Here is a 26,312-nt window from a genome sequence, read left to right on the forward strand (position 1 = left end):
GTTCAAAGACACGGAAATCGAGGTTGCATCAACGGGGGCCGGATGCATCGCGACCATGCAGCGGCGGAAGCAGCCTCTCACGCTTTGGTCGAAGCATTGCACCCGCCGCGAAGGTTTCTGGATTTTCAGGGGATATCAAAGGCTTGGAGTGCGCTCGCGGCCTCGAAAAAGTCCCGTTCTTGCTTGCCTAGAGGGGCTGCATCCTTTATCCGGTTGGCTGCCTCGCGTTCGAGCGGCCCCGGCCGTGATTGGGCTGGGCGCATCTGACAGATTGCATAGGGATTACCCGCGAATGGCCAATGTTGTCGTCGTCGGCGCCCAGTGGGGCGACGAAGGAAAGGGCAAGATCGTCGACTGGTTGTCGGAGCAGGCGGACATCGTCGTCCGTTTCCAGGGCGGCCACAACGCCGGCCACACGCTGGTGATCAACGGCAAGACCTACAAGCTGGCGCTGCTGCCCTCGGGCGTGCTGCGCGAGCAGAAGCTGTCGGTGATCGGCAACGGCGTCGTGTTCGATCCCGCCGCCTTCCTCGACGAGGTCACCAAGCTGCGGTCGCAGGGCGTCGCGGTCGGCCCGGACAATCTGCGGGTCGCCGAGAACGTCACCCTGATCCTGCCGCTGCACCGCGAACTCGACGCGCATCGCGAATCCGCCAATGCGGCGACCGCGATCGGCACCACCCGCCGTGGCATTGGCCCGGCCTACGAGGATAAGGTCGGCCGCCGCGCCATCCGCCTGATGGACCTCGCCGATCTCGACACCCTGCCGCACAAGATCGACCGGCTGCTGGCGCATCACAACGCATTGCGCCGCGGCCTCGGCCTGCCGGAGTTCGACGGCAAGGAGATCGTGAAGGAATTGACCGCGCTCGCGCCGCAGCTCCTGCCCTATGCCGAGACGGTGTGGCGGCTGCTCGACATCAAGCGGCGCGAGGGCAAGCGCATGTTGTTCGAAGGCGCGCAAGGCGCCCTGCTCGACGTCGATCACGGCACCTACCCTTACGTCACCTCGTCCAACACGGTGGCGGCGCAGGCGGCGACCGGCTCGGGCCTCGGCCCCGCCGCGGTCGGCTATGTGCTCGGCCTCTGCAAGGCCTATACGACCCGCGTCGGCCAGGGCCCGTTCCCGACCGAGCAGGACAACGAGACCGGCCGCAAGATCGGCGAGCGCGGCCGCGAGTTCGGCACCAATACCGGGCGGCCCCGCCGTTGCGGCTGGTTCGATGCGGTTCTGGTTCGCCAGGCGGTCCGGACCTGCGGCATCAACGGTCTGGCGCTGACCAAGCTCGACATCCTCGACGGCTTCGATTCGATCGAGGTCTGCACCGGCTACAGGCTGGACGGCAAGGAGATCGATCATTTCCCGGCGGGCGAAGGCGCCCAGGCCCGGGTCGAGCCGATCTACGAGACCATCGAGGGCTGGAAGGAGCCGACCGCCAATGCGCGGTCCTGGGCCCAGCTGCCGGCCCAGGCGATCAAATATGTCCGCCGGATCGAGGAATTGGTGGGGTGCCCGGTGGCGCTGCTTTCCACCAGCCCCGAACGCGAGGATACTATCCTGGTACAAAATCCGTTTGAGGCTTAACGATCTCTTACCGGGACGCGCGTATAATTGAGTAGAAATGGCTGATTACTACCCGCTGATCGCCCGCGCTATTGCCGCCCTGGACCCCAACGCTCCCGGCGAGAGCCGTCGCGCGCTCTATGAGCGGGCGCGCACGGCGCTGATCGCGCAGCTCCGCAGCGTGCAGCCGCCGCTCTCGGAATCGAGATCACCCGCGAGCGCCTCTCGCTGGAAGAGGCCGTCCGCAAGGTCGAATCAGAGGCGGCCCAGCGTGCCCGCGAGGCCTCGCGCCCCGCTGGCGGCGCCCGCAGCAGCGGCAGCCGCGACGCCTTCCGCCGCGCCAGCACCCGCGCCACCGAGGGCAACTCGCCCGCGCCGCAAACGGCTGCCCCGCCGCGCACCCGTCCGGCTCCGCCGCCGCCGCGGGCTGACCGGCCCTCCTTCAATGTCGATGACCAGGGCGACGCCCCGCGTGCGCCGCGGGCCCCGCGTTTCGACGCGCCGCGGCAGCCGGGTCCGCCGGCCCCGTCGTCGATGCCGGAGCCTCCGCCGGTCGGACGTGATCGCGCTGGTGGGCGCCGTCCGCCGGACATGGGACCGCCACCGCCGCTGCCGCCCGCACCGGGCGTGCGCGGCTTCCGCGACATCACGGCGGACGCCAACGAGCTCGGCGGCGCCGCCGCGCAGGCCAACCGCGCGGCGCGCCGCACCTACGCCAACGTGCCCTCGCCCTCGCCGGAATTCGACCGGCTCGAGCCGAGCCTGGAGAATCGCGGCGCCGGAGCCGACGCGCCGTATTCCTACGACGAATCGATCGAGGAAGCTGAGCGCTACGCGCCGCCGTCGCAGCCGCCGTCGCAACGTCCGCACATCCCCGTTCTCGACCGCGAACCCAAGAAGAAGCGCGCCCGCACCGGCCGCGCCTTTCCGTTCAAGAGCGCGATCGCCGTCGGCATCGTGCTGATCCTGGTCGGTGCCGGCATCCTGTGGGGCAAGCAGCTGGTCCAGACCGCGACCAACCTGTTGAAGTCTTCGCCGACGCAGGTGGTGGAGGCGCCCAAGGATTCGTCTCAGCCGCAGAGCAAGCCCAAGATTCCGGATCGCGTCGGCCAGCCCTCGGCCAGCGACCAGCCGGTCGCGCCGGTGGCGCAGAAAGTCGTGCTCTACGACGAGGATCCATCCGATCCGAAGGGCAAGCAATATGTCGGCTCGGTGGTGTGGCGGCTCGAGCCGATCAAGGCGTCGGGCAATCAGAAGGCCGACGTCGCCGTGCGCGCCGACATCGAGATTCCCGACCGCAAGTTCAAGATGACGATGTCGTTCCGCCGCAACACCGACTCCTCGCTGCCGGCGAGCCACACCGCGGAGCTGACCTTCGTCCTGCCGCCGGACTTTCCGGGCGGCGGCGTTTCCAACGTGCCGGGCATCCTGATGAAGTCGAACGAGCAGGCACGCGGCACGCCGCTCGCAGGCCTCGCGGTCAAGGTCACCGACGGCTTCTTCCTGGTCGGCCTCTCCAACGTCGATGCCGACCGCAGCCGCAACGTCCAGCTGCTGAAGGAGCGCTCCTGGTTCGACGTGCCCTTGGTCTACGCCAACCAGCGCCGCGCCATCATCGCCATCGAGAAGGGCGCTCCCGGCGAGCGCGCCTTCAACGACGCCTTCGCGCAGTGGGGCGACTAGATCTCTACTCCGTGAGACCTCGGCCTGCATGGTTCGAGACGCCAGCCTTGGCGGGCTCCTCACCATGAGGGTTTGATATCTCGCCGCGAAACGAGACCTCATCCTGAGGGCCCGCCCCTTGGGCGGGCCCTCAGGATGGCCGCAGATACGCTCTCTCTATTGCGCGGCTGCTTCCCGCTTGCGCGATCCTGTCGCGGCGGAGTGCTCGCGGTCCATCACGGCGCGACAGCCCGGGCTGACCTGAGCCTTCTTCTGCACCATGCAGGCCCTGATCCTGGGGATGTCGGGGATCTCACTGGAGCACAGCCGCATCGCATCGCCCGAGCACATCTGCTGCGCTTCGGACGAGAACGCGAAGCTTGGCGATGTTGGGATTGCGATGGCGGTGGTGGCCAGGGCGAAGAGAGTTGCGATCGTCTGATTGCGTGTCATGTAGAATGCGTCCCCGAGTTCCGTGGGCTTGAGCCACTTGGTTTTGGGGCGCCGCACGCGGCTTGACCTGCCGCATGTCTCAGCCATCACGCCGGGACCTCAATCCCGCATGTGGTTGCTCGATCTCTGGTGATGTTCAGATCGAAAAGTGCTGCGCCGCCCGAGCCAAGTATGCGCCATTGTTGCGCGACCGCAATGGCAGGCAAAAAGGAATTCGCAATTGTTGCGCGCACGTCACGCACAACGCGACTCGCGTGCGATCAGATCAACCGATCGGAGGATACGCTCGCTTGTTCCACATCGCTTGCGCCAAGCGCTGCATGCTCTTCGACCGCCGTAACGCCCTTTGCCGTGAGCTCGAACAGATCTCCGTCCTTCGTCACGTAACCGTCGGCGATCAGCTCGCCTATCTTGCCGTGCCGGTCGTCGGCAAAGGCGATGGATTGGCTGATGTCCCTGAGGATCGAGAGCTGTTCGTCGCGCAACATGGCTTCACTCTCCGTTCGCCGGGGATGGTTCCGGTCCTCACATGCCGTGGCTCTGAAAGACCTTGCTGCAAGACCGCGACAGTTTGGCCCGGTTGGCTTGCAGGCAGGCCTGCACCGCACCGTCATTGCCGAGGTCCTTGCGGCAGAAGCGCGAGGCGTCCCGCGAACAGGCCTGCTGCTCCTGCGGCGAACCCATATGGCCTTGTGCGAGAGCGGGCGCGTTCGACAGGCCGCTCACGGCCGTCAGTGCGATCGTCGCCAGGAAGAACAGTTTGCGGGACATCGGCGGCTCCAAATCTGACAGGTGAATTTCAAGTCCGTCGCTATGCCGCTTGTTCCCAGCGCAGAGCCCGCACGCCCCGCTATTCAAGGTTCCTGCGGCGCTGCTATAGTAAGGTGAAGGATGAGGGTGCCTGATGAAACGCTATCTCGTGTTTGCGCTGGTCGGCCCGTTCGTGGGCGGGTTCCTGCTGCTGCTGACGACGACCTATCAGTCCGGCTATTGGACCCAGACCAGTCTCGCTGAGGTCGGCAAGCTGTTCGCGGTGTTCTTCAAATCCTTGCAATACAGTTATCTGTTCGGCTTCCTGCCCTCGCTGATGATCGGTGCGGTCGACGATATCCTGGTCCACGTCCGCCGGATCGGCCCGGTGCTGCGGATGCTGCTGGTCGGCGTGTTCGCCTTCATCCTGGCCTCGCTGACCTACAGCTCGCGCGGGCCGGACTCGGGCGCGGTGCAGTTCATCCTGTACGGCCTCGTCGGGTTCGTGCCGGCGGTGATTTCATCCTGGCTCGTGCATAAATATGTCGCGGAGCCGCAGCCGGCGGCGGCACAGACTTGAGGGCGCGACCTTCGATCACGCCGCAGCAACCTCCGCCGCGCTGGCGCGTTCCCTACAGGCCATGACCATGTCCGATGACGATATTCTTGCTCCGCGTCGATCCCGTTCGGGAAGCCGCTCGGGTGCGGCCTCTTCGGGCACCGACGGGCGTGGGCCGATCATCGATCAGGACGGTCACGAGATCCGGCCCGAAACGCTGGGGCAGGGCTTTCGCGAATTTCGCTTCGAGTTCGGGAAGGACAGTCCCTTCGCCGGCAACTCGTTTGGCAATCTAACGCGCGAGCAGCGGATCGCGCGGATCGAGGCGATCGCAAAGCTGCTCGACGTCGCCTTCGTGCTGCCCGGAACCAACATCCGCTATGGCATCGATGGGTTGATCGGGTTGATCCCCGTCGTCGGCGACATCATCACCACCGCGATCTCGCTCTGGCTGGTGCAAGAGGCGAGGGCGCTCGGGGCGCCCTGGTACATCACCGCGCGCATGCTCGGAAATGTCGCCCTCGACGGCGTCGTCGGCATCGTCCCGTTCGCGGGCGACGCATTCGACGTCATGTTCCGTGCCAACATGCGCAACGTGCGCCTGCTCCGCCGCTGGCTCGACAAGCAGCCTCGCATCTGACACGCCCCAAAACGCAAAAAGCGCGACGGCCTTTCGGGCCATCGCGCTTTCAGCGCACATCGGAGCGCGTGACGAAAACTTACGCCGCGTCGGCAGCGTCGGTGCTGGCTTCGACCGGCTTGCGGTGGCGGGGCAGCGGGAAGGCTTCGCTCTCATAGAGCGACCGGATGCCGTTCTGGTCGAAGCGCGCTTCCTCGACCTGGAGATAGGCGCCGTTCAGCGAATCCGTCGGCAACTGCTCCATCGCGAACTGGACGGCTTCGGCCGCGGTGCCGAACCGGCGATAGGTGAAGCCTGCACGCTTCTTCTTGCGGATCGCAGCGGGGAAGAGTTCGGCGGAAGTGTTGAAGTTGAACGGACGCAGTGGACGCATGGTCAAAGACCTCGTGATCTCTCTGGGGCTTTAAGCGCGTGGGGTTGGGACGGGCAGAGGCCACGATTGAGTGGGCGCCGCACATGTCATTTTCGTCCTCTAATATAGCCCGTTTTGACAAAATTGCGACCCCCGCGATGCGAGATGATGAATCTGCGCATGGCAGCTCCGCAGCCCGGGAAATTGCAGGAATATCAGCGACTTGAATGGTCTACAGCTTGCCAAGGAGCAGCAGCACGAGCAGCACCACCAGGACGAGGCCGCCGATCCCCATGCCGGAATGACCCATTCCGTAGCCGTAGCCGCCGAAGCGGCCCGACAGGCCGCCGACGAGATAAATGATCACCAGGATGATCAGGATGGTCCCAAGCGTCATGGCATCCTCCCTGGCGGCCGCCGCCACGCCATGGCCAGCCGCACCACCAGGGAAGAAAAGCACATCGCGGCGCCGGGTTCCATGACGGAACTCGGCGCCGCGCAAGGTTTATTTGGGTTCGAGCTTCAGCGCGGCGGAATTGATGCAGTAACGCAAGCCCGTCGGTCCCGGGCCGTCGGGGAAGACATGGCCGAGATGACCGCTGCACTTGGCGCACAGCACCTCGGTACGGATCATGCCGTGGCTGACGTCCCGCTCCTCTTCGATATGGCCCTCGACGGCGGGTTGGGTGAAGCTCGGCCAGCCGCAGCCGGAATCGAACTTCGCGTCGGACTCGAACAGCACGTTGCCGCACCCGGCGCAGGTGTAGGTGCCGGCGCGGTGGTCGTGCTCATATTCGCCGGAGAAGGGACGCTCGGTCGCCTTCTCGCGCAGCACCGCGAATTGCATCGGCGACAACTCGCTGCGCCATTGCTCTTCGCTCTTGATGACCTTGTCATCCGTGGTTTTCGTCTTGGTGTCGGGCATGGGTCTCCCGTTTTTTCAGTTGGTGGCCTTGCTGGCGCTCACCAGCGTCGGCTTCTCGATATAGTTATCCGCGAACAGCTTTTTTCAGGTTCTCGACCTTCGGAAGGTCGTTGTAGGCGATATAGGGCTGGTTCGGGTGCAGGGTCAGATAATCCTGGTGATAGGCCTCCGCCGGATAGAATGCCTCCAGCGCGCCGACCTTGGTCGCGATCGGCTTGCTGAAGACCTTGGCGCCGTTGAGCTGGGCGATATAGGCCTCGGCCACCTTCTTCTGTTCGTCGGACGTGATGAAGATCGCCGAGCGATATTGCGGACCGGTGTCGGGGCCCTGCCGGTTGAGCTGGGTCGGGTCGTGCGCCACCGAGAAGTAGATCTGCAGGATCTTGCCGTAGGAGATCTTCTTGGGGTCGTATTTGATCTCGACGGATTCCGCGTGGCCGGTCCGGCCGCTCGAGACGGTCTGGTAGTCGGCCGTCGCCTTGGTGCCGCCGGCGTAGCCGGAGACCGCGTTGACGACGCCCGCGGTGTGCTGGAACACGCCCTGCACGCCCCAGAAGCAGCCGCCGGCGATCACGGCGGTCTGGATCCCGCTTGCGGGGGCCACATCAACGGCAGGAGCGGGGATCACGACCGCATCCTCTGCGGCCCGGGTTGGCGCGGCAAAGGCCAGCGTCAGGGCGGTGGTTGCGGCGAGCAGGGACAGGACGGCAGGTCGGCGCATGGCGATCCTCTTTCGGAAGGTCTGACAGTCTAGGGCGGTTGGGGCCGGGCGAACAGCCTGCCCGGCATTTTCGGACATTCGAGATACGGGCGGACCGGGCGATTGTTACGGCCGGAGGGACACGAGTCCGTGAAACGCGCCGCCTCCAGCGGCCCGGCTTGGCGACGACCGGAACTCCGCGCTAGATGAACCGGCGCGATCGGTGATCGACTTAAAGAGAATCGTGGCTGGAGCTGACCTGACAACATGCTGCGCGTGGCATCCCTGACCCTCGTCGTCGTGCTCGCCATCCTGGCCGGCTGGAGCTCGCTCGCGGCGGCCGAACCGCAACCCGGCGACGACCTCGCCATTTGCCGCGACCGCCAGGCGGATGCACAGGCGAGGGCGCAGGCCTGCGACAAGCTGCTCAACGCCGACCGGCTCACCGGCAAGGACAAGGCCATCGCGCTCTCCGTGCGCGGTAACACACTGCTCAACAAGCGCGACTACGGCCACGCCATCGAGACCTTGTCCATGGCCGTCGACCTCGATCCCGACAACGTCGTCACGCTCAATTTGCGCGGCCTCGCCTATGAGCGGACGGGCCAGGACGATCATGCGATGGCGGACTACGACCTCGCGCTCCAGAAGCGCCCGACCTACGGTGTCCCCTACAACAACCGCGGCGTCATCCAGTTGCGCCGGGGTGCGCTGCAAAGCGCGCTCGACGATTTCAACCTGTCGATCAAATACGCGCCCAGGTTCCTGCTCGGCTACACCAACCGCGCCCGCGTGCGCACGCTGATGCAGGATTTTGACGGCGCGATTGCCGATTTCGCGGAGGCCGAGAAGATCGAACCGGCCGCGCAGCAGATCACCGGCAACCGCTGCATCACCTACGGCATGATGGGCAAGTTCGACCAGGCCTTCGCCGACTGCAACGGCCTAATCGAGAAGCAGCCGAAGAACACGTACGCGATCAACAATCGCGCCGACGTCAACATGTTGAAGGGCGATTTCGACGCCGCGCTGAAGGACTACAACACGGCCATCCAGATCAACCCGAACAACGTCCGGGCACATTCAGGTCGCGGCCAGATCTACGAGCGCAAGAAGGATCTCGCCCAGGCCCGTGCCGACTATCGTGCGGCGGCCTATTCGCTGACGAAGTTCGACGAGCTCGACGTCGCGCGCGCCCGCGCGATCGCGCAGGAGCGATTGGCCGCGCTGACCCCGCAGGCACCGGCCGGATCCACGGGGCGCCGTGTGGCGCTGGTGATCGGGAACGGCGCCTACAAGAACGTCCACGCCTTGCCCAATCCGCCACGCGACTCGAAAATGATCGCAGCCGCGCTGCGCGATGTCGGCTTCCAGACCGTGATATCCGTCAGCGACCTCACCCGCGACAAGTTCTTCGAAGCGTTGCAGACGTTTGCCGCCGAGGCGGAGAAGGCGGATTGGGCGGTGGTCTATTATGCCGGCCACGGGTTCGAGATCGGCGGCGTGAATTATCTCGTTCCCGTCGACGCCAAGCTCGCCGCCGACAGGGACGCCGAGACCCAGGCGGTCGCGCTGGAGCAGGTGATCGCGGCGGTGGGCGCTGCGCGAAAAGTGCGTCTGGTGATGCTGGATGCCTGTCGCGACAATCCGTTCGCGCCGACCATGCAGCGCACGCTGTCGCTCAAGCTCGTGGACAAGGGCTTTTCCAACATCGAGCCGGGCGCCGGCTTCATGGTGGTCTACGCCGCCAAGCACGGCGAGACCGCGATGGATGGCGACGGCGGCGCCGACAGCCCGTTCGCCACCGCGCTCGCTCGCGAGATCAAGATGCCGCGCGTCGAGATCCGAAAACTGTTCGACATCGTTCGCGACGATGTCTGGCTTGTGACCAAGCACGAGCAGCAGCCGTTTTCCTACGGCTCGCCGCCGGGGCGCGAGGATTTTTATTTCGTCGCGGGGAAGTGACTTCGTAGCCCGGGTGGAGCGCAGCGAAATCCGGGAATCACGATCGCGGAGCTAACCCCGGATTACGCTGCGCTCCATCCGGACTACCGCAGTTTCAAACCACGATGCTCAGCCGCTTCGCCGCCCGCGTGATGCCCGTGTACAGCCACCTCGCCCGGCTCTCCTGAAACGCAAAGCTCTCGTCGAACAGCACGACGTCGTCCCATTGCGAGCCCTGCGACTTGTGCACGGTCAGCACGTAGCCGTAGTCGAACTCGTCATAGGGCTTGCGCTGCTCCCAGGCGATCGCCTCGACGCCGCCCTCGAAGCAATCGGCGCGCACCGAGACCTTGGTCACCTTGTGGCCGAGATCCTCGTCCGGCGACAGTCTCATGCTGAGAATCCGGGATTTCGAGCGCGAGGTGTTGCGCGACTTCACGCGCCACAGCCCGCCGTTGAACAGGCCCTTCTTGCGGTTGTTGCGCAGGCAGACCAGCTTGTCGCCGGCGACGGGGAAGATGTCCTCGATGTTCTGGCGCTGGCGCACCCGCATGTTGTACGCGCGTCGCGTGTTGTTGCGGCCGACCAGCACCTGGTCGGCGGCCATGACGCGATCAGGGTCGAGCTCCTTGCGCGACACCACCTCGCTCTCGCCGTAGCGGCCGATGTCGAGCTCGCGGCCCTCGCGGACGTCCATCGACATCCGCACGATCGGATCGTCCTGGGCCTGGCGGTGCACCTCGGTCAGCATCGCGTCGGGCTCGGTATTGGTGAAGAAGCCGCCGCCCTGGATCGGCGGCAGCTGCGCGGGATCGCCCAGCACCAGCAGCGGGCAGTCGAACGACATCAGGTCGCGGCCCAGTTCGGCATCGACCATCGAGCATTCGTCGATCACGATCAGCTTGGCCTTGGAGGCCGGGGCGTCGTCCCACAGCTCGAAGCTGGGCTGCTCCTCACCGGATTCGCGGGTGCGGTAGATCAGCGAATGGATGGTGGAGGCTTCGTCGCACCCCTTGTTGCGCATGACCAGCGCCGCCTTGCCGGTGAAGGCGGCGAACTTCACCTCGCCGTCGACGCCGTCGGCGATGTGCCGCGCCAGCGTGGTCTTGCCGGTGCCGGCATAGCCGAACAGGCGGAACACCGGCGGCGTGCCGTTGCGGCCGGGTTTGGCCTTGAGCCAGTCGCCAACGGCCTTGAGCGCGGCATCCTGATGCGGGGTGAATGTGGCCATGTCTGTCTTGAGGAGGGGGCGAAAACGGAGCGATTCGCCAGCCCCAAAACTAACCATTCGCACCGCTGGTTCAAGCCGGGCGGGGCGCCCTATTGCCAGCCGGGAACGCCGCGCATGTCGGGCAGATGGTGGGCGATGCCCTTGTGGCAGTCGATGCAGGTCTTTTCCTTGGTGAACAGGAAGCGCTGGTGCGCGACCGAGGCGCGCGGCGACTGCTTGGTGATGTCCATGGAATCGGCGCTGTGGCAGTTCCGGCATTCCAGCGAATCGTTGGACTTGAAGCGCGCCCATTCATGCGCCGCCAGTTCGAGCCGGTGATCCTGGAATTTCTCGCGGGTGTCGATCGTGCCGAAGATCTTGCCCCAGACCTCCTTGGAGGCCTGCATCTTGCGGGCGATCTTGTCGGTCCAGTTGTGCGGCACGTGGCAATCCGGACAGGTCGCGCGCACGCCGGAGCGGTTGGCGAAATGGATGGTCGACTTCAGCTCGGCGAAGACGTTGTCCTTCATCTCGTGGCAGCCGGTGCAAAATTTTTCGGTGTTGGTCAATTCCAGCGCGGTGTTGAAGCCGCCCCAGAAGATCACGCCGGCCATGAAGCCCGCCAGCACCAGCACGCCGAGCCCGAACACCGAGCTCGGACGGATCAGCACCTGCCAGAGCTCGCGCGCGAAGTCCCAGCTTCGCGCGACGAAGCCGCGTCTGGCCTTCAGTCCCTCGCCGGGTTCATCAGCGGTCGTCGTCATCGGCGGCCACCGGGGCTTGCGCGCGACAGCAGCGTGTCGATGTCGGTGAAGTCGTTGCTGACGGGCGGATTGGCGGTGTTCTGCGGCACGTGGCATTCCGTGCAGAAGAAGCGGCGCGGCGAGATCGAAGCCAGAAACTGGCCGTCGCGGTCCATGAAGTGGGTGATCGAGACCATCGGCGCCTGCGATTCCGCGATGCGCGCCCGCGCATGGCAGGACAGGCACTTGTTGCCGTTGAGGTCGATCTGATAGCCGTCGATCGTGTGCGGGATCACCGGCGGCTGCTCCGGATAGTTGCGCACGGGTTGGCCGATCCTGTTCACGCCCATGTACTTCATCGCGATCTGGGCGTCTCATTTCCCGAACGGCGGCTGGTCCCGCAGCTGGCCACCGGTGCTGCCGAATTTCCCCCCTGACCCATCTCTGGTTCATCTATGTGCTGCTGGAGCTTTATGTCGTCGTGCTGCTGCTGCGCGGCGCATTTGTCTGGCTAGATGCGTCAGGCAGGTGGCGAGCGGTGATTGACCGCGTCTTCGCCGGGATCATGAAAAGTCCGCTGGCCCCCCTTGTTCTGGCAATCCCGATCGGCGCCGCCTTCTGCCTCGACCAACGCTGGATCAACGTGACGGGCGTGAGGACGCCGGATCAATCGCTCGTCACCAACGCGCAGGCCTGGATTGGCTTCGGCACCGCCTTCGCGATCGGCTGGCTGCTGCATCGGCAGATCGATCTGCTGCGACTGATTGAGCGGCGCTGGCTCCCGCATCTTCTGCTCGCAATCACTCTGATCCTGATCAGTTTCGTGCTGGTTGGGGCGATGACGTCCGCGCCGGGGGCACTGAAACTGCCTTTCGGCTTCGCCACGCTCCGGCTTGTCTCCGTGATCCTGTATGCGCCGGCGATATGGATTTCGACCTTTGCGGTCATCGGCCTCGCGCTCCGCTTCATGTCCGGCTTCAGCCCGACCTGGCGCTATCTCGCCGATGCATCCTACTGGGTCTATCTGATCCACCTGCCGATCGTGATGGCGCTGCAGGTCGCGCTGTCGCAGCTCGACTGGCCCGGTCTGATCAAGTTCGGTGTTCTTCTCGTCGTCGCGCTTCCTCCGATGCTGGCGAGCTATCATCTGCTGGTGCGCTTCACCTTCATCGGCGTGGTCCTGAATGGCCGCCGCGCCGAAAAGCACCTTCTCCCGCAAGGCGGAATTGCGACTGCGTAGACAGCGCCGCCCCGCCCATTAAGATGCCCGCAACAAAAACATAAGCGGCAAGAAAATTTGCAAGAAAACTTGCAACAAAACCTGGGAGAGACGGCGTCATGAAGTTCGGCATCTTCTATGAGCTGCAACTGCCACGGCCGTGGGTGGCCGGCGACGAGCTCAGCCTCTATCAGAACGCGCTGTCGCAGATGGAACTCGCAGACAGCCTCGGCTACGACCACGCCTGGGTTGTCGAGCATCACTTCCTCGAAGAATACTCGCATTCGCCCTCGCCGGAATCGTTTCTCGCAGCCGCGAGCCAGCGCACCAAGAACATCCGGCTCGGCCACGGCATCCTCCAGCTCACGACCAACCACCCCGCACGTGTCGCCGAGCGCGTCGCGGTGCTCGATCTGCTCTCCAACGGCCGCTGCGAATTCGGCATGGGCGAGAGCGCCTCCATCACCGAGCTCACGCCGTTCGGCCGCGACATGGAGACCAAGAAAGAGGTGTTCGAGGAGGCCGTCGCCGCGATCTTCCCGATGTTCAAGGACGCAGGAAGCGAGCACCACGGCAAATATTTCGACATCCCGTTGCGCAACGTCGTGCCAAAACCGGTGCAGAAGCCGCATCCGCCATTGTGGATGGCCTGCTCGCAGCTGCCGACCATCGAGCGCGCCGGCCGCCAGGGCTTTGGTGCGCTCGGCTTCCAGTTCGTCAGCGCAGACGCCGCGCACGCCTGGGTGCACGCCTATTACAACGCCATGACCAAGCGTCTCGCCAAGCTCGCCGACTACGAGATCAACCCGAACATGGCGCTGGTGTCGTTCTTCATGTGCGCAAAGACGGACGAGGAGGCGCGTGCGCGCGCCGACGGCGCCACCTTCTTCCAGTTCGCGCTACGCTTCTACGGCGCGTCGCAGAATCGCCAGCGTCCGGCGCCCTATACCGTCAACATGTGGGACGAGTACAACAAGTGGAAACGCGACAATCCCGAGGCGCAGGAGGCTGCGCTGCGCGGCGGACTGATCGGCTCGCCCGAGACGATCCGCAGGAAGCTAAAGCGCTTCCAGGGCTCGCATATCGACCAGGTCATCCTGCTGAACCAGGCGGGCAAGAACAGCCACGAGCACATCTGCGAATCGCTGGAGCTGTTCGGCCGCGAGGTGATGCCGGAATTCCAGAACGATCCCGCGCAGGCGGCCTGGAAGCAGGGCGTCATGAGCGGCGAGATCAAGCTCGAGGAGATCGACACGCAGGCGTTCACCGACCGCTATGGCAAGCTCGCGATCAACGTTCCGCCGGCGAAGGCGGCGGCGGGGTAGGGTCTTTCGCCGCTGCGGCCGGCTGAGTTTATTTGGATTCGGTTTTCGTCTGGATGTTCTGAACGGCTCCGCCCACCGGAGTCCACTGCACGCGGCCATCCAAAGCGGAGAAGTTTAGACCACCGCCGGTCCCGAAGAGAACCATGTGACCCGAGCTGACGGAGTCCACAGCGAGCGTCGCACGGGGAAGTTTTGCAGCATTGTACATCGTCAAGGACGCATCCTGATGATCGTTCAGGGACAGCACTGCCCGCTGACCCTGCTCCGTATCGAGGAGCGACACCGAAGGTACGCCATCCTGGCGAAGCCCGATGCTGAGACGCACCTTCTCGCGGCTATCCAAGAGCGAGATGTGCGGCGTTCCGTCGGAAGTGGATGAGATCAAGGCGACGATTTTGCCGGTGCCATTTCGCAAGGCAATTGTTTCCACAGACAGGGTCTTGGCCTTGACTGTATCGGCATTAGCGGTCGCATGCCATTGCGATGAAATGATCGCCGCAGCCGCCAGGATCGTAGCCCCCAAAACGCTCCAACTCATAGCCTTCAGCGACCGGTCCTGCCGCTGGATATGCGATGCGAGATTTTCAAGCGTGGGTTCGACCTTGAACATAGCTGCGCCTTTGCCTTGGAGTAAGCTTCACATCCGAGCATACCCTGCTGGGTGCGAATTCTGCTAACCTAGCAGGGGATGCCGGCAAAACACTGTCGAGACAGTCACCTCAGCGGCCGCCCGGAAGGTGATTGCGCTGGCACGATGCAGAGTGCCGCAACTGCCTTGAACGCTCAGTGACCGATATCACGGGCGCTTTGATGGAGCGCATTTGCCGCCGTATATTGCTTCGCGGGGCTTCTCAGTCAGAACCTCTACAGGCAACTCCATCGATGATATCGTATCGGCCTTCGGCCGCAGCGAGTGATCCATGGAGTGGTCATGGCGAAACACAGGATCTATACCACCAGCTTCGCAAGCGTTTACCCGTTTTACGTTGCGAAGGCGGAGAAGAAAGGGCGCACCAAAACGGAGGTTGATCAGGTCATCTCCTGGCTGACAGGCTATGGTCAGAACGAACTGGAAGCTCAACTGGAGCAGGGGACGGACTTTGAAACCTTCTTTGCGAAGGCCCCCAAGATCAATCCTTCGCGAACCCTGATCACAGGCGTGGTTTGCGGCGTCCGGGTCGAGGACGTCAAAGAACCCACGATGCGAGAGATCCGCTACCTGGACAAGCTGATCGATGAGCTGGCGAAGGGAAAAGCAATGGACAGGATTCTGCGCAAAAGTGCTTCCTGAGCCCCTTCGTCCGCCGGCTCGGCGACGTGGCAGGAGATATCGGGCGACACCCGCCTTCCGCTGCGCGGCCATTGCTGATAAATTTCGTCAAAAGGCGATGGGGAGAAAACGATGCGCCCTCACGGGACGCCCGCAAAGCCGGCGGCTGGCGATGTCACACCCGCGGTGCTTGCCATCGGTCGTCCGGATTTTCCTGATGTCCTGATCGATACACTGCGTCGGCAGGCCGGGGTCGGGCATTGCATGGTGTTCGCGCTGAGCCGCGCGGGCGCCGCACACTGCCTGCTCGATGCCGGCAACATCCCGATCGGCGGCGATCTCGGCGCTGCCTATGCCGGCCAGTTCCACCAATCCGATCCCAACCGCGATGCGCTGTTCGAAGGTGAGGGCCGCGCCACGCTCGTGCTGCCCGCCTTCGCGCCGCGCATGTACGGCGCCCGCTACCGAAAAATGTTCTTTGTGGATTCCGGCATCGTCGACAAATGCGCGACCGCGATCTGGGTCGACGACACCTGCTTCTACGTCAATTTCTATCGCATCGCTGTCCAGGGCCGCTTCAGCGCCCCCCAGCGTGCGCGGCTTCAGGCCATCGCACCGGCCATCAGTGCGAGCGTGGCACGCCATTTCCAGCACGGCTCGGCTGCGACGACCGAGCAGTCTCTCGCCGCGCTCTTCGCGACGCGCGCGCCGCTCGCCAGCCTCACCCCGCGCGAGCAGGACGTTTGCCGGCGCATCCTCTCCGGCTTCAGCTCCGAGGCGATCTCGCAGACGCTCGGCATCAGCCTGCATTCGACGCTAACCTATCGCAAGCGCGCCTATGAGCGGCTCGGCATCTCGTCACAAAGCGAGCTGTTTGCGATCGTGCTGCGCCTGCTCGCCGGCCCGCGCAGCCTGAACTGAAGCTGTCCCAATCGCTGGGGACAGACGGCGCCTCGTGAAGCCGCTAGCCTTGGCGGCTAACCAGCAATGGAGCGAAGCTTGAGCACCGCGCCGCGCATCGACATCGACCCGGCCGCATTCTGGGCCGATCCCTATCCGATGCTCGCCAAGATGCGCAAGGAGGCGCCGATCGCCTTCGTGCCGCAGCTGGGCTCGACGCTGCTGACCAGCCGCGACGACATCTCGATCTCCGAGAAGCAGATCGACGTGTTCTCCTCGCACCAGCCCGCGGGCCTGATGAACCGGCTGATGGGCCACAACATGATGCGCAAGGACGGCGAGGCGCATCAGGTCGAGCGCCGCGCGATGTTTCCAACGGTGTCGCCGAAGACGGTGAAGGCGCACTGGACCGCGCTGTTCCAGGCCCATGCGGATCGCATCATCGACGCGATCGCGCCCGGGCGAATCGATTTCATGCGCGACTTCGCGTTGCCGTTCTCAGGCGAATGCCTGAAGTCGATCACCGGCCTCACCAATATCGGCTTTGCCGACATGGACGCCTGGTCACAGGGCATGATCGAGGGCATCGCCAATTACAGCGGCGACGCGGCCGTCGAGGCGCGTTGCCATGCGGCGACGTCGGGCATCGATGCCGCGATCGACGACATCCTGCCGGTGATGCGCAAGCATCCCGACCAGAGTATCCTCGGCGTGCTCCTCGCGTCCGGCATGGCGATGGAGAGCGTGCGCGCCAACGTCAAGCTCGCGATCTCCGGCGGCCAGAACGAGCCGCGCAAGGCGATCGCCGGCACGGTGTGGGCGCTGCTGACCCATCCCGACCAGCTCGATCTCGTGCGCAAGGGCGAGGTGACGTGGCTCCAGGCCTTCGAGGAATATGCCCGCTGGATCTCGCCGATCGGCATGTCGCCGCGGCGCATCGCAAAGCCGTGGTCGATCCGCGACGTCGCCTTCGAAACCGATGAACGCGTATTCCTCATGTTCGGCTCCGCCAATCGCGACGAGAAGCACTTTGAACGCGCCGACCAGTTCGACGTGCGGCGTGATACGGCCAAGAGCGTCGCGTTCGGCGCCGGTCCGCATTTCTGTGCCGGCGCCTGGGCCTCCCGCGCCATGATTGCCGACGTCGCACTGCCGATCTTGTTCGCCCGTGCCGGCCGGCTCGAGACCGCCGACGACGAGCCGGTACGGATCGGCGGATGGGCCTTTCGCGGGCTGCAGAATCTACCGGTGAGATGGCTGCATTAGGCCGGCAGGGACCGGTCCATCCGCAACGCCGCCACGATGCCATCCTGCTCCTGTTTTGCCCGACGAGTCAAGGTCAATTTCGGATAAGCGTAAGTCATTGTTTTCGCGCGCCCCGGCTACTGTGCATGGGGTTGTTTTCGCGATTTTTAATTTCTCGGCTCGGTTGCGTGCGTTTTTCACATTCGCGTGCGGAAAAATATCCCCTGCGTTCGCTCCGTGGATCGAAAGATTAATCATGCGCTCCGCCAGGTGCGCAGTGCATGCATCGCTATTTTTCCGCGCGTCTCGACACCTCCGATAAGCCGCCCCATCATTCCCGAGCACGAATGAAGGACGGCCGCACGCGGCCGGGAGTGTCGGATGCAACGTCGGGATTTTCTCAAACTATCCGTTGGAACTGCGGCAGCCGCCGCATTCGTTTCGCACGCCAACGCGCAAGCAACGTCACAAGGCGCGGTGAAGGACGTTCGTGTCGGCTACCAGAAGACCGGCGTGCTGGTTATCACGCGTCAGCAGGCCGCCCTGGAAAAGCATTTCGCGCCCCTGGGCATCGACGTGAAATGGGTCGAGTTCTCGTCGGGGCCTCCGATGATGGAGGCAATGAATGTCGGTAGCATCGATTTCGGCGCGGTCGGCGACTCCCCGCCGGTGTTCGCCCAGGCCGCGGGCGCGGCGATCGTCTATGCCGCCGGCCAGCCCATCACCAACGGGCAGGGCATCCTGGTGCCGAAGGATTCGCCGATCCGCGGCATCGCCGACTTGAAAGGCAAGCGCGTCGGCTTCACCAAGGGCTCCAGCGCCCACAACATCGTGGTGCAGACGCTCGAGAAAGCCGGCCTGACCTATGCCGATATCACGCCGGTCTATCTGACGCCGCCGGATGCCGGGCCCGCCTTTGCCAATGGCAGCATCGAGGCGTGGGCGATCTGGGATCCGTATTTCGCGATCGGCGAGACCAAGCAGGGCGGCCGCATCCTGATCAATGCGCGCGAAGTCACCAAGACCAATTCCTTCTTCATCGCCAACCGCGAATTCGCCAGGAATCACGGCGCCATCCTGCAGCAGATCATCGATGTGACGACCGCGGCTGGTCAATGGGCCGAACAGCACCGCGACGAGGTCGCCAAATCGCTCGCCGCGGTCACCGGCGTTCCACTGGACATCCAGACCGTCGCCGCCAATCGCGCGAATTTCGTGGTCGGCCCGGTCACCGACGACATCGTCACGACTCAGCAGGGTGTCGCCGACCGCTTCCACAGGCTCGGCCTGATCCCGAAGCCGATCGTGATCCGCGACATCGTCTGGCGCAACCCGGCAGCCTGATCGTGCCAACCAGCCTTCCCATTCAAAAGGGTTTGAACATGAGGCGTATCATCCAGCGTCTGATCGCAGCCATCGTGCTGTCGATCGGCATCGTCGCCGCCGCGGTCGGCACCTCCTACGGTCAGGACAAGGTGGTCCGCATCGGCTATCAGAAATACGGCAAGCTGGTGCTGCTCAAGAGCAAGGGCACGCTGGAGCCGAAACTCGCGGCCGACGGCTACAAGGTGGTGTGGACCGAATTCCCCTCCGGCCCGCCGCTGCTCGAAGCGCTCAATGTCGGCGCGATCGATTTCGGCAACACCGGAGAAGCCCCGCCGATCTTCGCGCAGGCCGCCGGCGCACCGATTGAGTACGTCGCCTACGAGCCGCCGGCGCCGAAAGGCGAGGCGATCCTGGTGCCGAAGGACAGCCCGCTGAAATCCATCGCCGATCTCAAGGGCAAGAAGGTCGCGCTCAACAAGGGCTCCAATGTCCACTACCTCCTGGTCAAGGCGCTGGAGAAAGCCGGCGTCAAATATTCCGAGATCGAGCCGGTGTTTCTCGCACCAGCCGATGCGCGCGCCGCCTTCGAGCGCGGCGCAGTCGATGCATGGGTGATCTGGGATCCGTTCCAGGCCGCCGCGGAAGCCGCCACCAGCGCCCGCACGCTTACCGACGGCACCGGCATCGTCGCCAACTACCAGTTCTATTTTTCCTCGAAGAAATTCCTCGAAGCCCATCCTGAGATCGTCGACGCCGTGCTGGCCGAGCTGAGCGCAGTCGACGATTGGGCCAAGGGCGATATCCACGCGGTTGCCGAGCAGCTGGCGCCCTCGATCGGCCTGTCAGTCCCGGTGGTCGAGGTCGCGCTGAAGCGGCAATCCTACGGCATCAAGCCGCTGACCGATGCCGTCATCGCCGATCAGCAGCAGGTTGCGGACGCGTTCTTCGCGCTCAACCTGATCCCCAAATCCATCAAGATTTCCGACGTGGCGCGGAAGCCAGGATCATGAGCAAGCAAATGAGCAAGCAAACGAACGCCAACATCCTCTGGTTCCTGCCGACCCACGGCGACGGCCGCTATCTCGGCACCGGCATCGGCGGCCGCGAGGTCAATTTCAACTATCTACGCCAGATCGCGCAGGCCGCCGACCAGCTCGGCTATTTCGGCGTGCTGCTGCCGACCGGGCGGTCTTGCGAGGATTCCTGGATCGTCGCCTCCTCGGTCGCGCCGTTCACCGAGCGGCTGCGCTATCTCGTGGCGGTCAGGCCCGGCCTGCAATCGCCGAGCGTGGCCGCGCGCATGACCGCGACGCTCGACCGCATCACCAACGGCCGGCTTCTGGTCAACGTCGTCACCGGCGGCGATCCCGTCGAGAACAAGGGCGACGGCATCTTCCTCGCCCATGACGAGCGCTACGAGGTTACCCGCGAGTTCCTCAGCGTCTATAGCGAGCTGCTCGCCGGCAAGACCGTCAATGTCGAGGGCAAGCACATCCATGTCGAAGGCGGAAAGCTGCTGTTTCCTCCGGTGCAGTCGCCGCGTCCGCCGCTCTATTTCGGCGGCTCGTCGGATGCCGGCATCGACGTCGCCGTCGACACCGTCGACAAATATCTGACCTGGGGCGAACCGCCGGCCTTGGTAGCCGAGAAGATCGCGAGGGTGAGGGAGGTCGCAGCAGCTCGCGGTCGAAAACTATCCTTCGGCATCCGGCTCCACGTGATTGTCCGCGAGACCAATGACGCGGCTTGGCGAGCGGCCAATGAGCTGATCAAACATGTCAGCGACGAGACCATCGCGACCGCGCAGAAGAACTTTGAGCGGATGGATTCGGTTGGCCAGCAGCGCATGGCGCAGCTTCACGGCGGCAAGCGCGACAAGCTCGAGATCGCTCCGAACCTATGGGCCGGTGTCGGCCTCGTGCGCGGTGGCGCCGGCACGGCGCTGGTCGGCGACGCCCAGACGGTCGCGGCCCGTATCAAGGAGTATCAGGACATTGGCATCGATACCTTCATCATGTCGGGCTACCCGCATCTGGAGGAAGCCTATCGTTTCGCCGAGCTGGTGTTCCCGCTGCTCTCGCTGGAGCAGCCCAGCAACGTGACCAGGCTGCACTTCAACGGTGGTCCTTTTGGTGAAACGGTCGGCAGCGACTTCCGTCCGCAACAGAAGGTGTCGCAGTCATGAGCCTGATCGACAGCGTTTCACTTCCCCGCAGTTTGCGCCTGCCGCGCGTCGATAGCCTGATCCAGTGGATCGTGCCGCTCGCCATCATCGCGATCTGGCAGGTCGCAAGCGTCACCGGCTTCGTGCCGACGCGGGTGCTGCCGGCGCCGAGCGACGTCTTGCTTGCGGGCTGGAAGCTGCTGCTCTCCGGCGAGCTCGTTCGCAACATCTGGGTTTCATTCTGGCGCGCCTCGATCGGCTTCCTGATCGGCGGCAGCATCGGCTTTGCCTTCGGCCTCGCCAATGGCCTGTCGCAGCTCTCGGCCAAGCTCACGGATACAACGCTGCAGATGGTGCGCAACGTGCCGCATCTGGCGCTGATCCCGCTGGTCATCCTGTGGTTCGGCATCGACGAGAGCGCGAAGCTGTTCCTGGTGGCGCTCGGCGTGTTCTTCCCGATCTACCTCAATACGCTGCACGGCATCCGCACCGTCGATCCCCAGCTGATCGAGATGGGCCGCATCTACGGCATGAGCGACGGCGAGCTGTTTCGCCGGGTGATCTTCCCGGGCGCGCTGCCCTCGATCTTCGTCGGCATCCGCTTCGCACTCGGCATCATGTGGCTGACCCTGATCGTCGCCGAGACCATCGCGGCGTCTTCGGGCCTCGGCTACATGGCGATGCAGGCGCGCGAGTTCATGCTGATCGACGTCGTGGTGCTCTCGATCCTGATCTACGCGCTACTCGGCAAGCTCGCCGACAGCGCCTCCCGCGTGCTGGAGCGCCTCACGCTCTCCTGGCACCCCGCTTATTTGAAACGTTGAGAAGAAATACTGGGAATCACATGCAGACAGCCCTTCGTACCTCCCTTCCCGACATCGAGCTCGCCAGCCGGGCCAATTTCGCGCCTCACGCCCGCGTCGTGCGCGAGGAGCGCCCGGTGCAAGCGAGCGGCCTGCCGCTCAGCATCCGCGGCTTGCGTAAATCCTATGGCGACAACGAGGTGCTGCGCGGCATCGACCTACACATCCCCGCCGGCCAGTTCGTTGCCATCGTCGGAAAAAGCGGCTGCGGCAAGAGCACGCTGCTGCGCCTCATCGCCGGCCTGGAGAAGTTCGACGCCGGCAGCATCTCGCTCAGTGACGCGGTGAAGCCCGAGGATATCCGCGTGATGTTCCAGGAGCCTCGGCTGCTGCCCTGGGCCCGCGTTCTCTCCAATGTCGAGGTCGGTCTCGGCCGCGATCGTTCATCCAGTGATGCGCATACACGCGCCGATAAGGCGTTGACCGAAGTCGGACTGACCGACAAGCGCGACCAGTGGCCCTCGGTACTGTCGGGCGGCCAGAAGCAGCGCGTAGCTCTTGCCCGCGCGTTGGTCTCGCGTCCCCGTGTGCTCGCCTTCGACGAGCCGCTTGGCGCGCTGGACGCGTTGACCCGCATCTCGATGCAGCGGTTGTTGGAGCGCGTCTGGCGCGACCAGGGCTTTACCGCGATCCTGGTGACCCACGATGTCGCCGAGGCGGTCGCGCTGGCCGACCGGGTGCTGGTGATCGAGGAAGGGCGGATCGCCCACGACGTTGTGGTTAACACGGCCCGACCGCGCGAACGCGGCTCGGCCGAGCTCGCGGGTCTCGAAGGCTCGATCCTGAGCCACCTTTTGTCGGCGGACGATCGTACCTAGATAGACAGGGACCCCCGCTTGGGGACGATGCCATGAATGTAGTGCCCCGCGATCTCATGACCGAAAATGCCGTCTCCTCCGCCGATTTCCGCGGCGCCATGCGCCACCTTACCGGCGGCGTCAGCGTCATCACCGCCGGACGGGGCAAGGACATCACCGGCATGACGGTCACCTCGGTCAGCTCGTTCTCGGTCGATCCGCCGACGCTGATCGTCAGCATCAACCGCGACGCCTCCTCCTTCCCGCTGATCCGCCGCCACGGCGCTTTCGGCGTGAACATCCTCGCGGCCGATCAGCTCGACATCGCCGAGCGCTTTGCCGGCAAGGGCGGGCTTAAGGGCGCCGATCGTTTCGCGGGCGCCAGATGGGTGACCGCGGTCTCGGGTGTTCCGCTGCTGGTCGGCGCATTGTCCGCCGTCGACTGCGAGGTCGAGGAGATCTTCGAGCGCCATTCGCACGGCATCATCATCGGGCGGGTGCGAGACGTCAGGAATTCGATCCGCAACGCTGCGCTGGCCTATTGGCACGGTCAGTATGTGACGGTGGATCAGGACGAAGACGCCGTCAGGCTTGCGGACGTCAGCCTTCCCAGCCACGTCCGCCGCGGCATTTGATCGCCGCCGGCGACGGGCCGTGCAGGCTGGCCTTTTCCCCGTCATCGCTCTAGAAGCGCTGCCTGAGCCTCCCGCCGGGACAGCAATGGAGCGCAATGATGAAACGCGTCGCGACCTGGGCCTTCTACGCGGTCGGCGCGCTCGCGATCGCCTATCTCGCGCTCTACGCCTACGCGATGTTCAGCGGCCATCCGATCGTGCCGGGCGACCCCATCCAGATCTTCCGCAGGCCGGATGCGCCGAGCTATTCGTGACGGCTCTTCAATTCGTCATGGCCGGGACAAGTCCGGGCATGACGGCGGAGTGCGGGCGACTATCCCCGCAAGATCGCCAGCGCCAGCGCCTGTGCGCGCGGCACGATGCTGTCGAGCTCGAGATATTCCTCCGGCGTGTGCGCGAGCCCGCCGACCGGGCCGAGCCCGCAGATGGTCGGCGTCCCGACCGCGGCGGTGAAGCCGGAATCGGCGCAGCCGCCGGAGAACTCGCCCTGGAGCGTGGTGAGGCCGGCCTGCCTTGCGGCGGCCTGATAGTTCTCGAACAGCGCCCTTGAATCGGCGCTCTGTACCACCGCCACGAACTCGCCTTTGACCGTCAGCGTCGCGCTGGTGCCAGGAACGTAGGACGTCGCGACGATGGTCTCGATCGCGGCCATCACCCTCGCGCGGTCCGCCGGATCGACGTAGCGCAGGTCGATCTGTCCTTCGGCGTAAGGCGCCGTCGTGTTGACGGACTGCCCGCCCGAGACGAGGCCGACATTGAGCGTGATGCCCTTGTCGAGATCAGTCAGCGCGTGGATATGGACGATCTTGTGCGCGAGCTCGCCGATCGCGCTGACGCCGGCGGCGAAATTGGCGCCGGAATGCGCGGCTTTGCCGGTGATCGCGACATGCATGAAGATGCCGCCCTTGCGTCCCGTGACGATATTGCCGGTCGGACGGCCCGGCTCGGAATTGAACACGGCGCGCGCGGTTCGGCCTTCGCGCTCGATCACCGGCCGCGAGGAGGGCGAGCCGATCTCCTCGTCCGAGGTGATCAGCAGCTTGATCGGGTGCGGGTTGCCGCCGAATTTGTGGAAGGCGGTTGCCACGAATATGTTCATGACGACGCCGGACTTCATGTCGGCAACACCGGGACCATAAGCGCGCCTGCCCTGGATCGTGAACGGACGCCGTCCGGCCTCGCCCTTGCCGAACACGGTGTCACGATGCCCCATCAACAGCACCGGCTTCTCGTTGCTGCCGGGCTTTGCCACTTCGGCGTGGATGGCATCGCCGAATGTGGCGTGGCTTTCGCGCCGGAACGGAATGCCGTGCTCGGCGAAATGCTGCTCGAACCGCGCCCCGACCGCATCGACGCCTTCCTTGTCATAGGATCCGGAATCGATGTTCACGACATCGCGCAGCAGGTCGATCATCGCCTGCCGTTGCGTCGCCAGCCAGTCCGTGATTTGAGCTTGAGACATGTTGACCCTCGCGTGGTTCTCACGCGGGCTTATAGGGCCTGGCGCCGGTGTGACCTAGTCGGAGAACGCGGTGCGGCCATGTCGCCGGTCCACGGAATTGGACGCACCGTGCCTTCCACGTCGTCCCGGCTTTCGCCAGAACGAAGTTGAGCGTGTGGCAACCGGCTAACGCCTCGGCTCCGCCATCGCTTCCACGCCGCGAAGCTGCGTGGCGACGGTCAGCGCGCCGATCTTCCGGCCCATCTCCTTGCCGATCTCGGTCGAGAACCGATAGTGAAAGCCGGCCCAGATACGGGCGTTGGAGACTTCGTCGCTATAGTCCTGGAGCCGCGTCCATTTGCGGGTGACGCCTGGTGCCGTGGGGCTGGTCACCGAGAACTCGCCGAAATCTCCAACGATGGTCTGGAGCACGGTCGAAATCGCTGCCGACGTAATGCAGTGAGCACAGGGATATTCCGGATGCATCGGCGTGTCCCCCAGCGGCAGCCAAGATGCGTCGCGAGGCGTCGCTGCGTTCGATGTCAGGTCGGCGTTGCGTATGGCCGTGATCGGCCGCCAGAAATTGTAGTGGTACTTCGCGTCGAAAACGGCGACGAAGGCGTCGTTGCCGGCAATTGAGGTCAGCGCGTACAGCCGGGCGCAGTCGACGAGATCCATGCCCTTGGCCGTTGCCGCCTGCCTCACGATCGGATTGTAGGTGCGGGCACCGACAAAGAACCAAAATCGACCGACCGTGGTTTGCTCGGGCGTCCGGATCACACTTGTTCGGCTGCCGACCTCGCGGATTTCGTTGACGTCCCGGGTCCACAGCTCTGAACCGAGCGCCGGCGGCGGGCCGGGGCGATACTGAGATCCGGACGTCATGACCCAGGGCGTCGTCGCGCCCGCGATCGAGAACAGCGGGACGGTCGTCGGAACGTAGGCACCCGCCGTTGTCAGGGGCCGGTAAGTTTCAAGGGCGGCGCTGCCATCGTTCTCACGAAGCGCGATGATCTGCATCGCGGCCTCCTTGCCGAGGCCGATGCCCGCGATCTTGGACTCGCCGTCGGCGATCGGCACCAGAGAACTCGTCAGCGCCGCATCCAGCTCCGGCTTGAGGTCCGGATAGAGCGACAGCAGCACGTCGTGAGCCGCAACTGCGGCCGCAGCTTCCCGCGACGTCGAACGATCCGCGGATAGGGCAAGCTTGTAAGGCGCGTACCGGCGATCGATCGCGTTGACCGCCTCGAACATCGCGACGTGCATCATAGACAAGGCACGGCTGTGGGGCGCTGGAAGGATTTGCTTTTCAGTGGCGATCGCGTCGGCCTTTGCATTCCAATCCATGATCACGTCGGCGCGCGCAAGCGGCGCCGACGCTGCGAGCAGCGTTACAATCAATGAGAGGCGGAAGATGGTCCACGACGAGTTCTTCATGGGATGCCCTTTCGATGTAAAGGACGTTTCGCGAGACCAATGCGGCTCTGCCCGACATCACGTCGCGCGGCTCGAGGACTTTAACCATCTTGTTGTGGTTTGATTGTGAACTGCTTCACGCGGCGGAAGAGTAGCTCCGAATGGGTCGGCGTGGCTTACCGTTCGCACTGAGTAATGGATCCTGACTT

Annotated in this window: 27 protein-coding genes and 3 pseudogenes; 17 read left to right on the forward strand and 13 right to left on the reverse strand. The window is 64.4% G+C overall.

What is annotated here, in order from left to right; genetic code table 11:
- Nucleotides 1-292 precede the first annotated feature (292 nt).
- Nucleotides 293-1,585, forward strand: coding sequence for an adenylosuccinate synthase (locus AB3L03_RS24655; protein ID WP_018453855.1), 1,293 nt, complete (start codon nucleotides 293-295; stop codon nucleotides 1,583-1,585).
- Nucleotides 1,586-1,622: 37 nt separating this feature from the next.
- A pseudogene (locus AB3L03_RS24660) lies at nucleotides 1,623-3,247 on the forward strand (hypothetical protein).
- Between the two features lie 156 nt (nucleotides 3,248-3,403).
- Here the strand turns inward: AB3L03_RS24660 and AB3L03_RS24665 are convergent.
- The 3 genes from AB3L03_RS24665 to AB3L03_RS24675 all read right to left on the reverse strand — a co-directional run bounded on the left by AB3L03_RS24665 (nucleotide 3,404) and on the right by AB3L03_RS24675 (nucleotide 4,450).
- Nucleotides 3,404-3,679 carry a hypothetical protein gene (locus AB3L03_RS24665; protein WP_231190374.1) on the reverse strand — a complete coding sequence of 92 codons (276 nt, stop codon included), beginning with the start codon at nucleotides 3,677-3,679 and terminating at the stop codon, nucleotides 3,404-3,406.
- Nucleotides 3,680-3,939: 260 nt separating this feature from the next.
- Nucleotides 3,940-4,167, reverse strand: a complete 228-nt coding sequence (locus AB3L03_RS24670; protein ID WP_368507148.1) for a hypothetical protein — start codon at nucleotides 4,165-4,167, stop codon at nucleotides 3,940-3,942.
- A gap of 37 nt (nucleotides 4,168-4,204) precedes the next feature.
- Nucleotides 4,205-4,450, reverse strand: coding sequence for a cysteine rich repeat-containing protein (locus AB3L03_RS24675; protein ID WP_085384905.1), 246 nt, complete (start codon nucleotides 4,448-4,450; stop codon nucleotides 4,205-4,207).
- Between the two features lie 133 nt (nucleotides 4,451-4,583).
- Between AB3L03_RS24675 and AB3L03_RS24680 the strand changes: the two genes are divergently transcribed.
- Nucleotides 4,584-5,009, forward strand: coding sequence for a DUF5413 family protein (locus AB3L03_RS24680; protein WP_085349175.1), 426 nt, complete (start codon nucleotides 4,584-4,586; stop codon nucleotides 5,007-5,009).
- A gap of 61 nt (nucleotides 5,010-5,070) precedes the next feature.
- On the forward strand, nucleotides 5,071-5,628 hold the full coding sequence (locus AB3L03_RS24685; RefSeq protein WP_204512195.1) for a DUF4112 domain-containing protein: 558 nt from the start codon (nucleotides 5,071-5,073) through the stop codon (nucleotides 5,626-5,628).
- Between the two features lie 79 nt (nucleotides 5,629-5,707).
- On the opposite strand, the gene AB3L03_RS24690 is transcribed toward AB3L03_RS24685, so the two are convergent.
- From AB3L03_RS24690 to msrA, 4 genes and pseudogenes are all read right to left on the reverse strand, one after another.
- Nucleotides 5,708-6,001, reverse strand: a complete 294-nt coding sequence (locus AB3L03_RS24690) for a hypothetical protein (protein ID WP_007596188.1) — start codon at nucleotides 5,999-6,001, stop codon at nucleotides 5,708-5,710.
- Between the two features lie 211 nt (nucleotides 6,002-6,212).
- Nucleotides 6,213-6,377: a DUF3309 family protein gene (locus tag AB3L03_RS24695; protein WP_083926348.1), complete on the reverse strand. Its 165-nt coding sequence runs from the start codon at nucleotides 6,375-6,377 to the stop codon at nucleotides 6,213-6,215.
- A 108-nt stretch (nucleotides 6,378-6,485) separates the two neighbouring features.
- Nucleotides 6,486-6,905, reverse strand: a complete 420-nt coding sequence (gene msrB / locus AB3L03_RS24700; protein WP_018453863.1) for a peptide-methionine (R)-S-oxide reductase MsrB — start codon at nucleotides 6,903-6,905, stop codon at nucleotides 6,486-6,488.
- A 15-nt stretch (nucleotides 6,906-6,920) separates the two neighbouring features.
- A pseudogene (msrA, locus tag AB3L03_RS24705) lies at nucleotides 6,921-7,626 on the reverse strand (peptide-methionine (S)-S-oxide reductase MsrA).
- Between the two features lie 246 nt (nucleotides 7,627-7,872).
- Here msrA and AB3L03_RS24710 point away from each other — a divergent pair.
- Nucleotides 7,873-9,570 carry a caspase family protein gene (locus tag AB3L03_RS24710; RefSeq protein ID WP_085359416.1) on the forward strand — a complete coding sequence of 566 codons (1,698 nt, stop codon included), beginning with the start codon at nucleotides 7,873-7,875 and terminating at the stop codon, nucleotides 9,568-9,570.
- 94 nt (nucleotides 9,571-9,664) lie between these two features.
- On the opposite strand, the gene AB3L03_RS24715 is transcribed toward AB3L03_RS24710, so the two are convergent.
- The 3 genes and pseudogenes from AB3L03_RS24715 to AB3L03_RS24725 all read right to left on the reverse strand — a co-directional run.
- Entirely contained in the window at nucleotides 9,665-10,780 is a 1,116-nt protein-coding gene (locus AB3L03_RS24715; RefSeq protein ID WP_018453866.1) for an ATP-dependent RecD-like DNA helicase, read from the reverse strand.
- Nucleotides 10,781-10,869: 89 nt separating this feature from the next.
- Entirely contained in the window at nucleotides 10,870-11,523 is a 654-nt protein-coding gene (locus AB3L03_RS24720; protein ID WP_018453867.1) for a NapC/NirT family cytochrome c, read from the reverse strand.
- Nucleotides 11,520-11,825, reverse strand: a pseudogene (locus AB3L03_RS24725) (nitrate reductase cytochrome c-type subunit); the annotation flags it as partial. The gene AB3L03_RS24720 and the pseudogene AB3L03_RS24725, both read right to left, overlap by 4 nt.
- A 134-nt stretch (nucleotides 11,826-11,959) precedes the next feature.
- On the opposite strand from AB3L03_RS24725, the gene AB3L03_RS24730 reads away from it, so the two are divergent.
- Complete coding sequence (locus AB3L03_RS24730) at nucleotides 11,960-12,742, forward strand: acyltransferase family protein (RefSeq protein ID WP_368507149.1); 783 nt, start codon at nucleotides 11,960-11,962, stop codon at nucleotides 12,740-12,742.
- Nucleotides 12,743-12,840: 98 nt separating this feature from the next.
- Nucleotides 12,841-14,046 (forward strand): LLM class flavin-dependent oxidoreductase, encoded by a 1,206-nt coding sequence (locus tag AB3L03_RS24735; RefSeq protein WP_018453870.1) that lies wholly within the window; start codon nucleotides 12,841-12,843, stop codon nucleotides 14,044-14,046.
- Between the two features lie 28 nt (nucleotides 14,047-14,074).
- Here the strand turns inward: AB3L03_RS24735 and AB3L03_RS24740 are convergent, their stop codons facing one another.
- Complete coding sequence (locus tag AB3L03_RS24740) at nucleotides 14,075-14,656, reverse strand: hypothetical protein (protein WP_085359406.1); 582 nt, start codon at nucleotides 14,654-14,656, stop codon at nucleotides 14,075-14,077.
- Between the two features lie 321 nt (nucleotides 14,657-14,977).
- On the opposite strand from AB3L03_RS24740, the gene AB3L03_RS24745 reads away from it, so the two are divergent.
- From AB3L03_RS24745 to AB3L03_RS24790, 10 genes are all read left to right on the forward strand, one after another.
- The gene (locus tag AB3L03_RS24745) at nucleotides 14,978-15,337 is read left to right on the forward strand and encodes a DUF2200 domain-containing protein (RefSeq protein WP_085395137.1); all 360 of its coding nucleotides are present in this window, start codon (nucleotides 14,978-14,980) and stop codon (nucleotides 15,335-15,337) included.
- Between the two features lie 111 nt (nucleotides 15,338-15,448).
- Nucleotides 15,449-16,237, forward strand: coding sequence for a helix-turn-helix transcriptional regulator (locus tag AB3L03_RS24750; RefSeq protein ID WP_247337666.1), 789 nt, complete (start codon nucleotides 15,449-15,451; stop codon nucleotides 16,235-16,237).
- 78 nt (nucleotides 16,238-16,315) lie between these two features.
- A complete protein-coding gene (locus AB3L03_RS24755; RefSeq protein WP_368507150.1) occupies nucleotides 16,316-17,482 on the forward strand; it encodes a cytochrome P450 in 1,167 nt (388 codons plus the stop codon).
- Between the two features lie 360 nt (nucleotides 17,483-17,842).
- The gene (locus AB3L03_RS24760; RefSeq protein WP_368507151.1) at nucleotides 17,843-18,805 is read left to right on the forward strand and encodes a sulfonate ABC transporter substrate-binding protein; all 963 of its coding nucleotides are present in this window, start codon (nucleotides 17,843-17,845) and stop codon (nucleotides 18,803-18,805) included.
- 38 nt (nucleotides 18,806-18,843) lie between these two features.
- A complete protein-coding gene (locus tag AB3L03_RS24765) occupies nucleotides 18,844-19,797 on the forward strand; it encodes a sulfonate ABC transporter substrate-binding protein (RefSeq protein WP_368507152.1) in 954 nt (317 codons plus the stop codon).
- Between the two features lie 8 nt (nucleotides 19,798-19,805).
- The gene (gene ssuD / locus AB3L03_RS24770; protein ID WP_368507153.1) at nucleotides 19,806-20,972 is read left to right on the forward strand and encodes an FMNH2-dependent alkanesulfonate monooxygenase; all 1,167 of its coding nucleotides are present in this window, start codon (nucleotides 19,806-19,808) and stop codon (nucleotides 20,970-20,972) included.
- Nucleotides 20,969-21,775: an aliphatic sulfonate ABC transporter permease SsuC gene (gene ssuC, locus AB3L03_RS24775; protein WP_368507154.1), complete on the forward strand. Its 807-nt coding sequence runs from the start codon at nucleotides 20,969-20,971 to the stop codon at nucleotides 21,773-21,775. Before ssuD ends, ssuC begins: the two co-directional genes overlap by 4 nt.
- Nucleotides 21,776-21,795: 20 nt before the next feature.
- On the forward strand, nucleotides 21,796-22,632 hold the full coding sequence (locus tag AB3L03_RS24780; protein ID WP_368507155.1) for an ATP-binding cassette domain-containing protein: 837 nt from the start codon (nucleotides 21,796-21,798) through the stop codon (nucleotides 22,630-22,632).
- Nucleotides 22,633-22,664: 32 nt separating this feature from the next.
- Nucleotides 22,665-23,246 (forward strand): flavin reductase family protein, encoded by a 582-nt coding sequence (locus AB3L03_RS24785; protein WP_085395132.1) that lies wholly within the window; start codon nucleotides 22,665-22,667, stop codon nucleotides 23,244-23,246.
- Between the two features lie 95 nt (nucleotides 23,247-23,341).
- Nucleotides 23,342-23,500 (forward strand): hypothetical protein, encoded by a 159-nt coding sequence (locus AB3L03_RS24790; protein ID WP_018453881.1) that lies wholly within the window; start codon nucleotides 23,342-23,344, stop codon nucleotides 23,498-23,500.
- A 59-nt stretch (nucleotides 23,501-23,559) separates the two neighbouring features.
- On the opposite strand, the gene AB3L03_RS24795 is transcribed toward AB3L03_RS24790, so the two are convergent.
- Together AB3L03_RS24795 and AB3L03_RS24800 are read right to left on the reverse strand one after the other, a co-directional pair.
- Nucleotides 23,560-24,708: a M20 family metallopeptidase gene (locus tag AB3L03_RS24795; protein WP_368507156.1), complete on the reverse strand. Its 1,149-nt coding sequence runs from the start codon at nucleotides 24,706-24,708 to the stop codon at nucleotides 23,560-23,562.
- A gap of 165 nt (nucleotides 24,709-24,873) precedes the next feature.
- Nucleotides 24,874-26,124, reverse strand: a complete 1,251-nt coding sequence (locus AB3L03_RS24800; RefSeq protein ID WP_018453883.1) for a vanadium-dependent haloperoxidase — start codon at nucleotides 26,122-26,124, stop codon at nucleotides 24,874-24,876.
- Between the last annotated feature and the right edge of the window lie 188 nt (nucleotides 26,125-26,312).

The sequence above is a fragment of the Bradyrhizobium lupini genome (assembly GCF_040939785.1).
GTDB classification, from domain to species: domain Bacteria; phylum Pseudomonadota; class Alphaproteobacteria; order Rhizobiales; family Xanthobacteraceae; genus Bradyrhizobium; species Bradyrhizobium canariense_D.

Coding starts and splice junctions, on each gene's coding strand:
- msrB (WP_018453863.1), bottom strand. CDS start 6,905: ATGCCCGACACCAAGACGAAAACCACGGATGACAAGGTCATCAAGAGC.
- AB3L03_RS24785 (WP_085395132.1), top strand. CDS start 22,665: ATGAATGTAGTGCCCCGCGATCTCATGACCGAAAATGCCGTCTCCTCC.
- AB3L03_RS24780 (WP_368507155.1), top strand. CDS start 21,796: ATGCAGACAGCCCTTCGTACCTCCCTTCCCGACATCGAGCTCGCCAGC.
- AB3L03_RS24685 (WP_204512195.1), top strand. CDS start 5,071: ATGACCATGTCCGATGACGATATTCTTGCTCCGCGTCGATCCCGTTCG.
- AB3L03_RS24670 (WP_368507148.1), bottom strand. CDS start 4,167: ATGTTGCGCGACGAACAGCTCTCGATCCTCAGGGACATCAGCCAATCC.
- AB3L03_RS24720 (WP_018453867.1), bottom strand. CDS start 11,523: ATGACGACGACCGCTGATGAACCCGGCGAGGGACTGAAGGCCAGACGC.
- AB3L03_RS24735 (WP_018453870.1), top strand. CDS start 12,841: ATGAAGTTCGGCATCTTCTATGAGCTGCAACTGCCACGGCCGTGGGTG.
- AB3L03_RS24790 (WP_018453881.1), top strand. CDS start 23,342: ATGATGAAACGCGTCGCGACCTGGGCCTTCTACGCGGTCGGCGCGCTC.
- AB3L03_RS24740 (WP_085359406.1), bottom strand. CDS start 14,656: ATGTTCAAGGTCGAACCCACGCTTGAAAATCTCGCATCGCATATCCAG.
- AB3L03_RS24665 (WP_231190374.1), bottom strand. CDS start 3,679: ATGACACGCAATCAGACGATCGCAACTCTCTTCGCCCTGGCCACCACC.
- AB3L03_RS24675 (WP_085384905.1), bottom strand. CDS start 4,450: ATGTCCCGCAAACTGTTCTTCCTGGCGACGATCGCACTGACGGCCGTG.
- AB3L03_RS24680 (WP_085349175.1), top strand. CDS start 4,584: ATGAAACGCTATCTCGTGTTTGCGCTGGTCGGCCCGTTCGTGGGCGGG.
- AB3L03_RS24690 (WP_007596188.1), bottom strand. CDS start 6,001: ATGCGTCCACTGCGTCCGTTCAACTTCAACACTTCCGCCGAACTCTTC.
- AB3L03_RS24655 (WP_018453855.1), top strand. CDS start 293: ATGGCCAATGTTGTCGTCGTCGGCGCCCAGTGGGGCGACGAAGGAAAG.
- ssuC (WP_368507154.1), top strand. CDS start 20,969: ATGAGCCTGATCGACAGCGTTTCACTTCCCCGCAGTTTGCGCCTGCCG.
- AB3L03_RS24795 (WP_368507156.1), bottom strand. CDS start 24,708: ATGTCTCAAGCTCAAATCACGGACTGGCTGGCGACGCAACGGCAGGCG.
- AB3L03_RS24800 (WP_018453883.1), bottom strand. CDS start 26,124: ATGAAGAACTCGTCGTGGACCATCTTCCGCCTCTCATTGATTGTAACG.
- AB3L03_RS24750 (WP_247337666.1), top strand. CDS start 15,449: ATGCGCCCTCACGGGACGCCCGCAAAGCCGGCGGCTGGCGATGTCACA.
- AB3L03_RS24765 (WP_368507152.1), top strand. CDS start 18,844: ATGAGGCGTATCATCCAGCGTCTGATCGCAGCCATCGTGCTGTCGATC.
- AB3L03_RS24710 (WP_085359416.1), top strand. CDS start 7,873: ATGCTGCGCGTGGCATCCCTGACCCTCGTCGTCGTGCTCGCCATCCTG.
- AB3L03_RS24695 (WP_083926348.1), bottom strand. CDS start 6,377: ATGACGCTTGGGACCATCCTGATCATCCTGGTGATCATTTATCTCGTC.
- AB3L03_RS24760 (WP_368507151.1), top strand. CDS start 17,843: ATGCAACGTCGGGATTTTCTCAAACTATCCGTTGGAACTGCGGCAGCC.
- AB3L03_RS24715 (WP_018453866.1), bottom strand. CDS start 10,780: ATGGCCACATTCACCCCGCATCAGGATGCCGCGCTCAAGGCCGTTGGC.
- ssuD (WP_368507153.1), top strand. CDS start 19,806: ATGAGCAAGCAAACGAACGCCAACATCCTCTGGTTCCTGCCGACCCAC.
- AB3L03_RS24745 (WP_085395137.1), top strand. CDS start 14,978: ATGGCGAAACACAGGATCTATACCACCAGCTTCGCAAGCGTTTACCCG.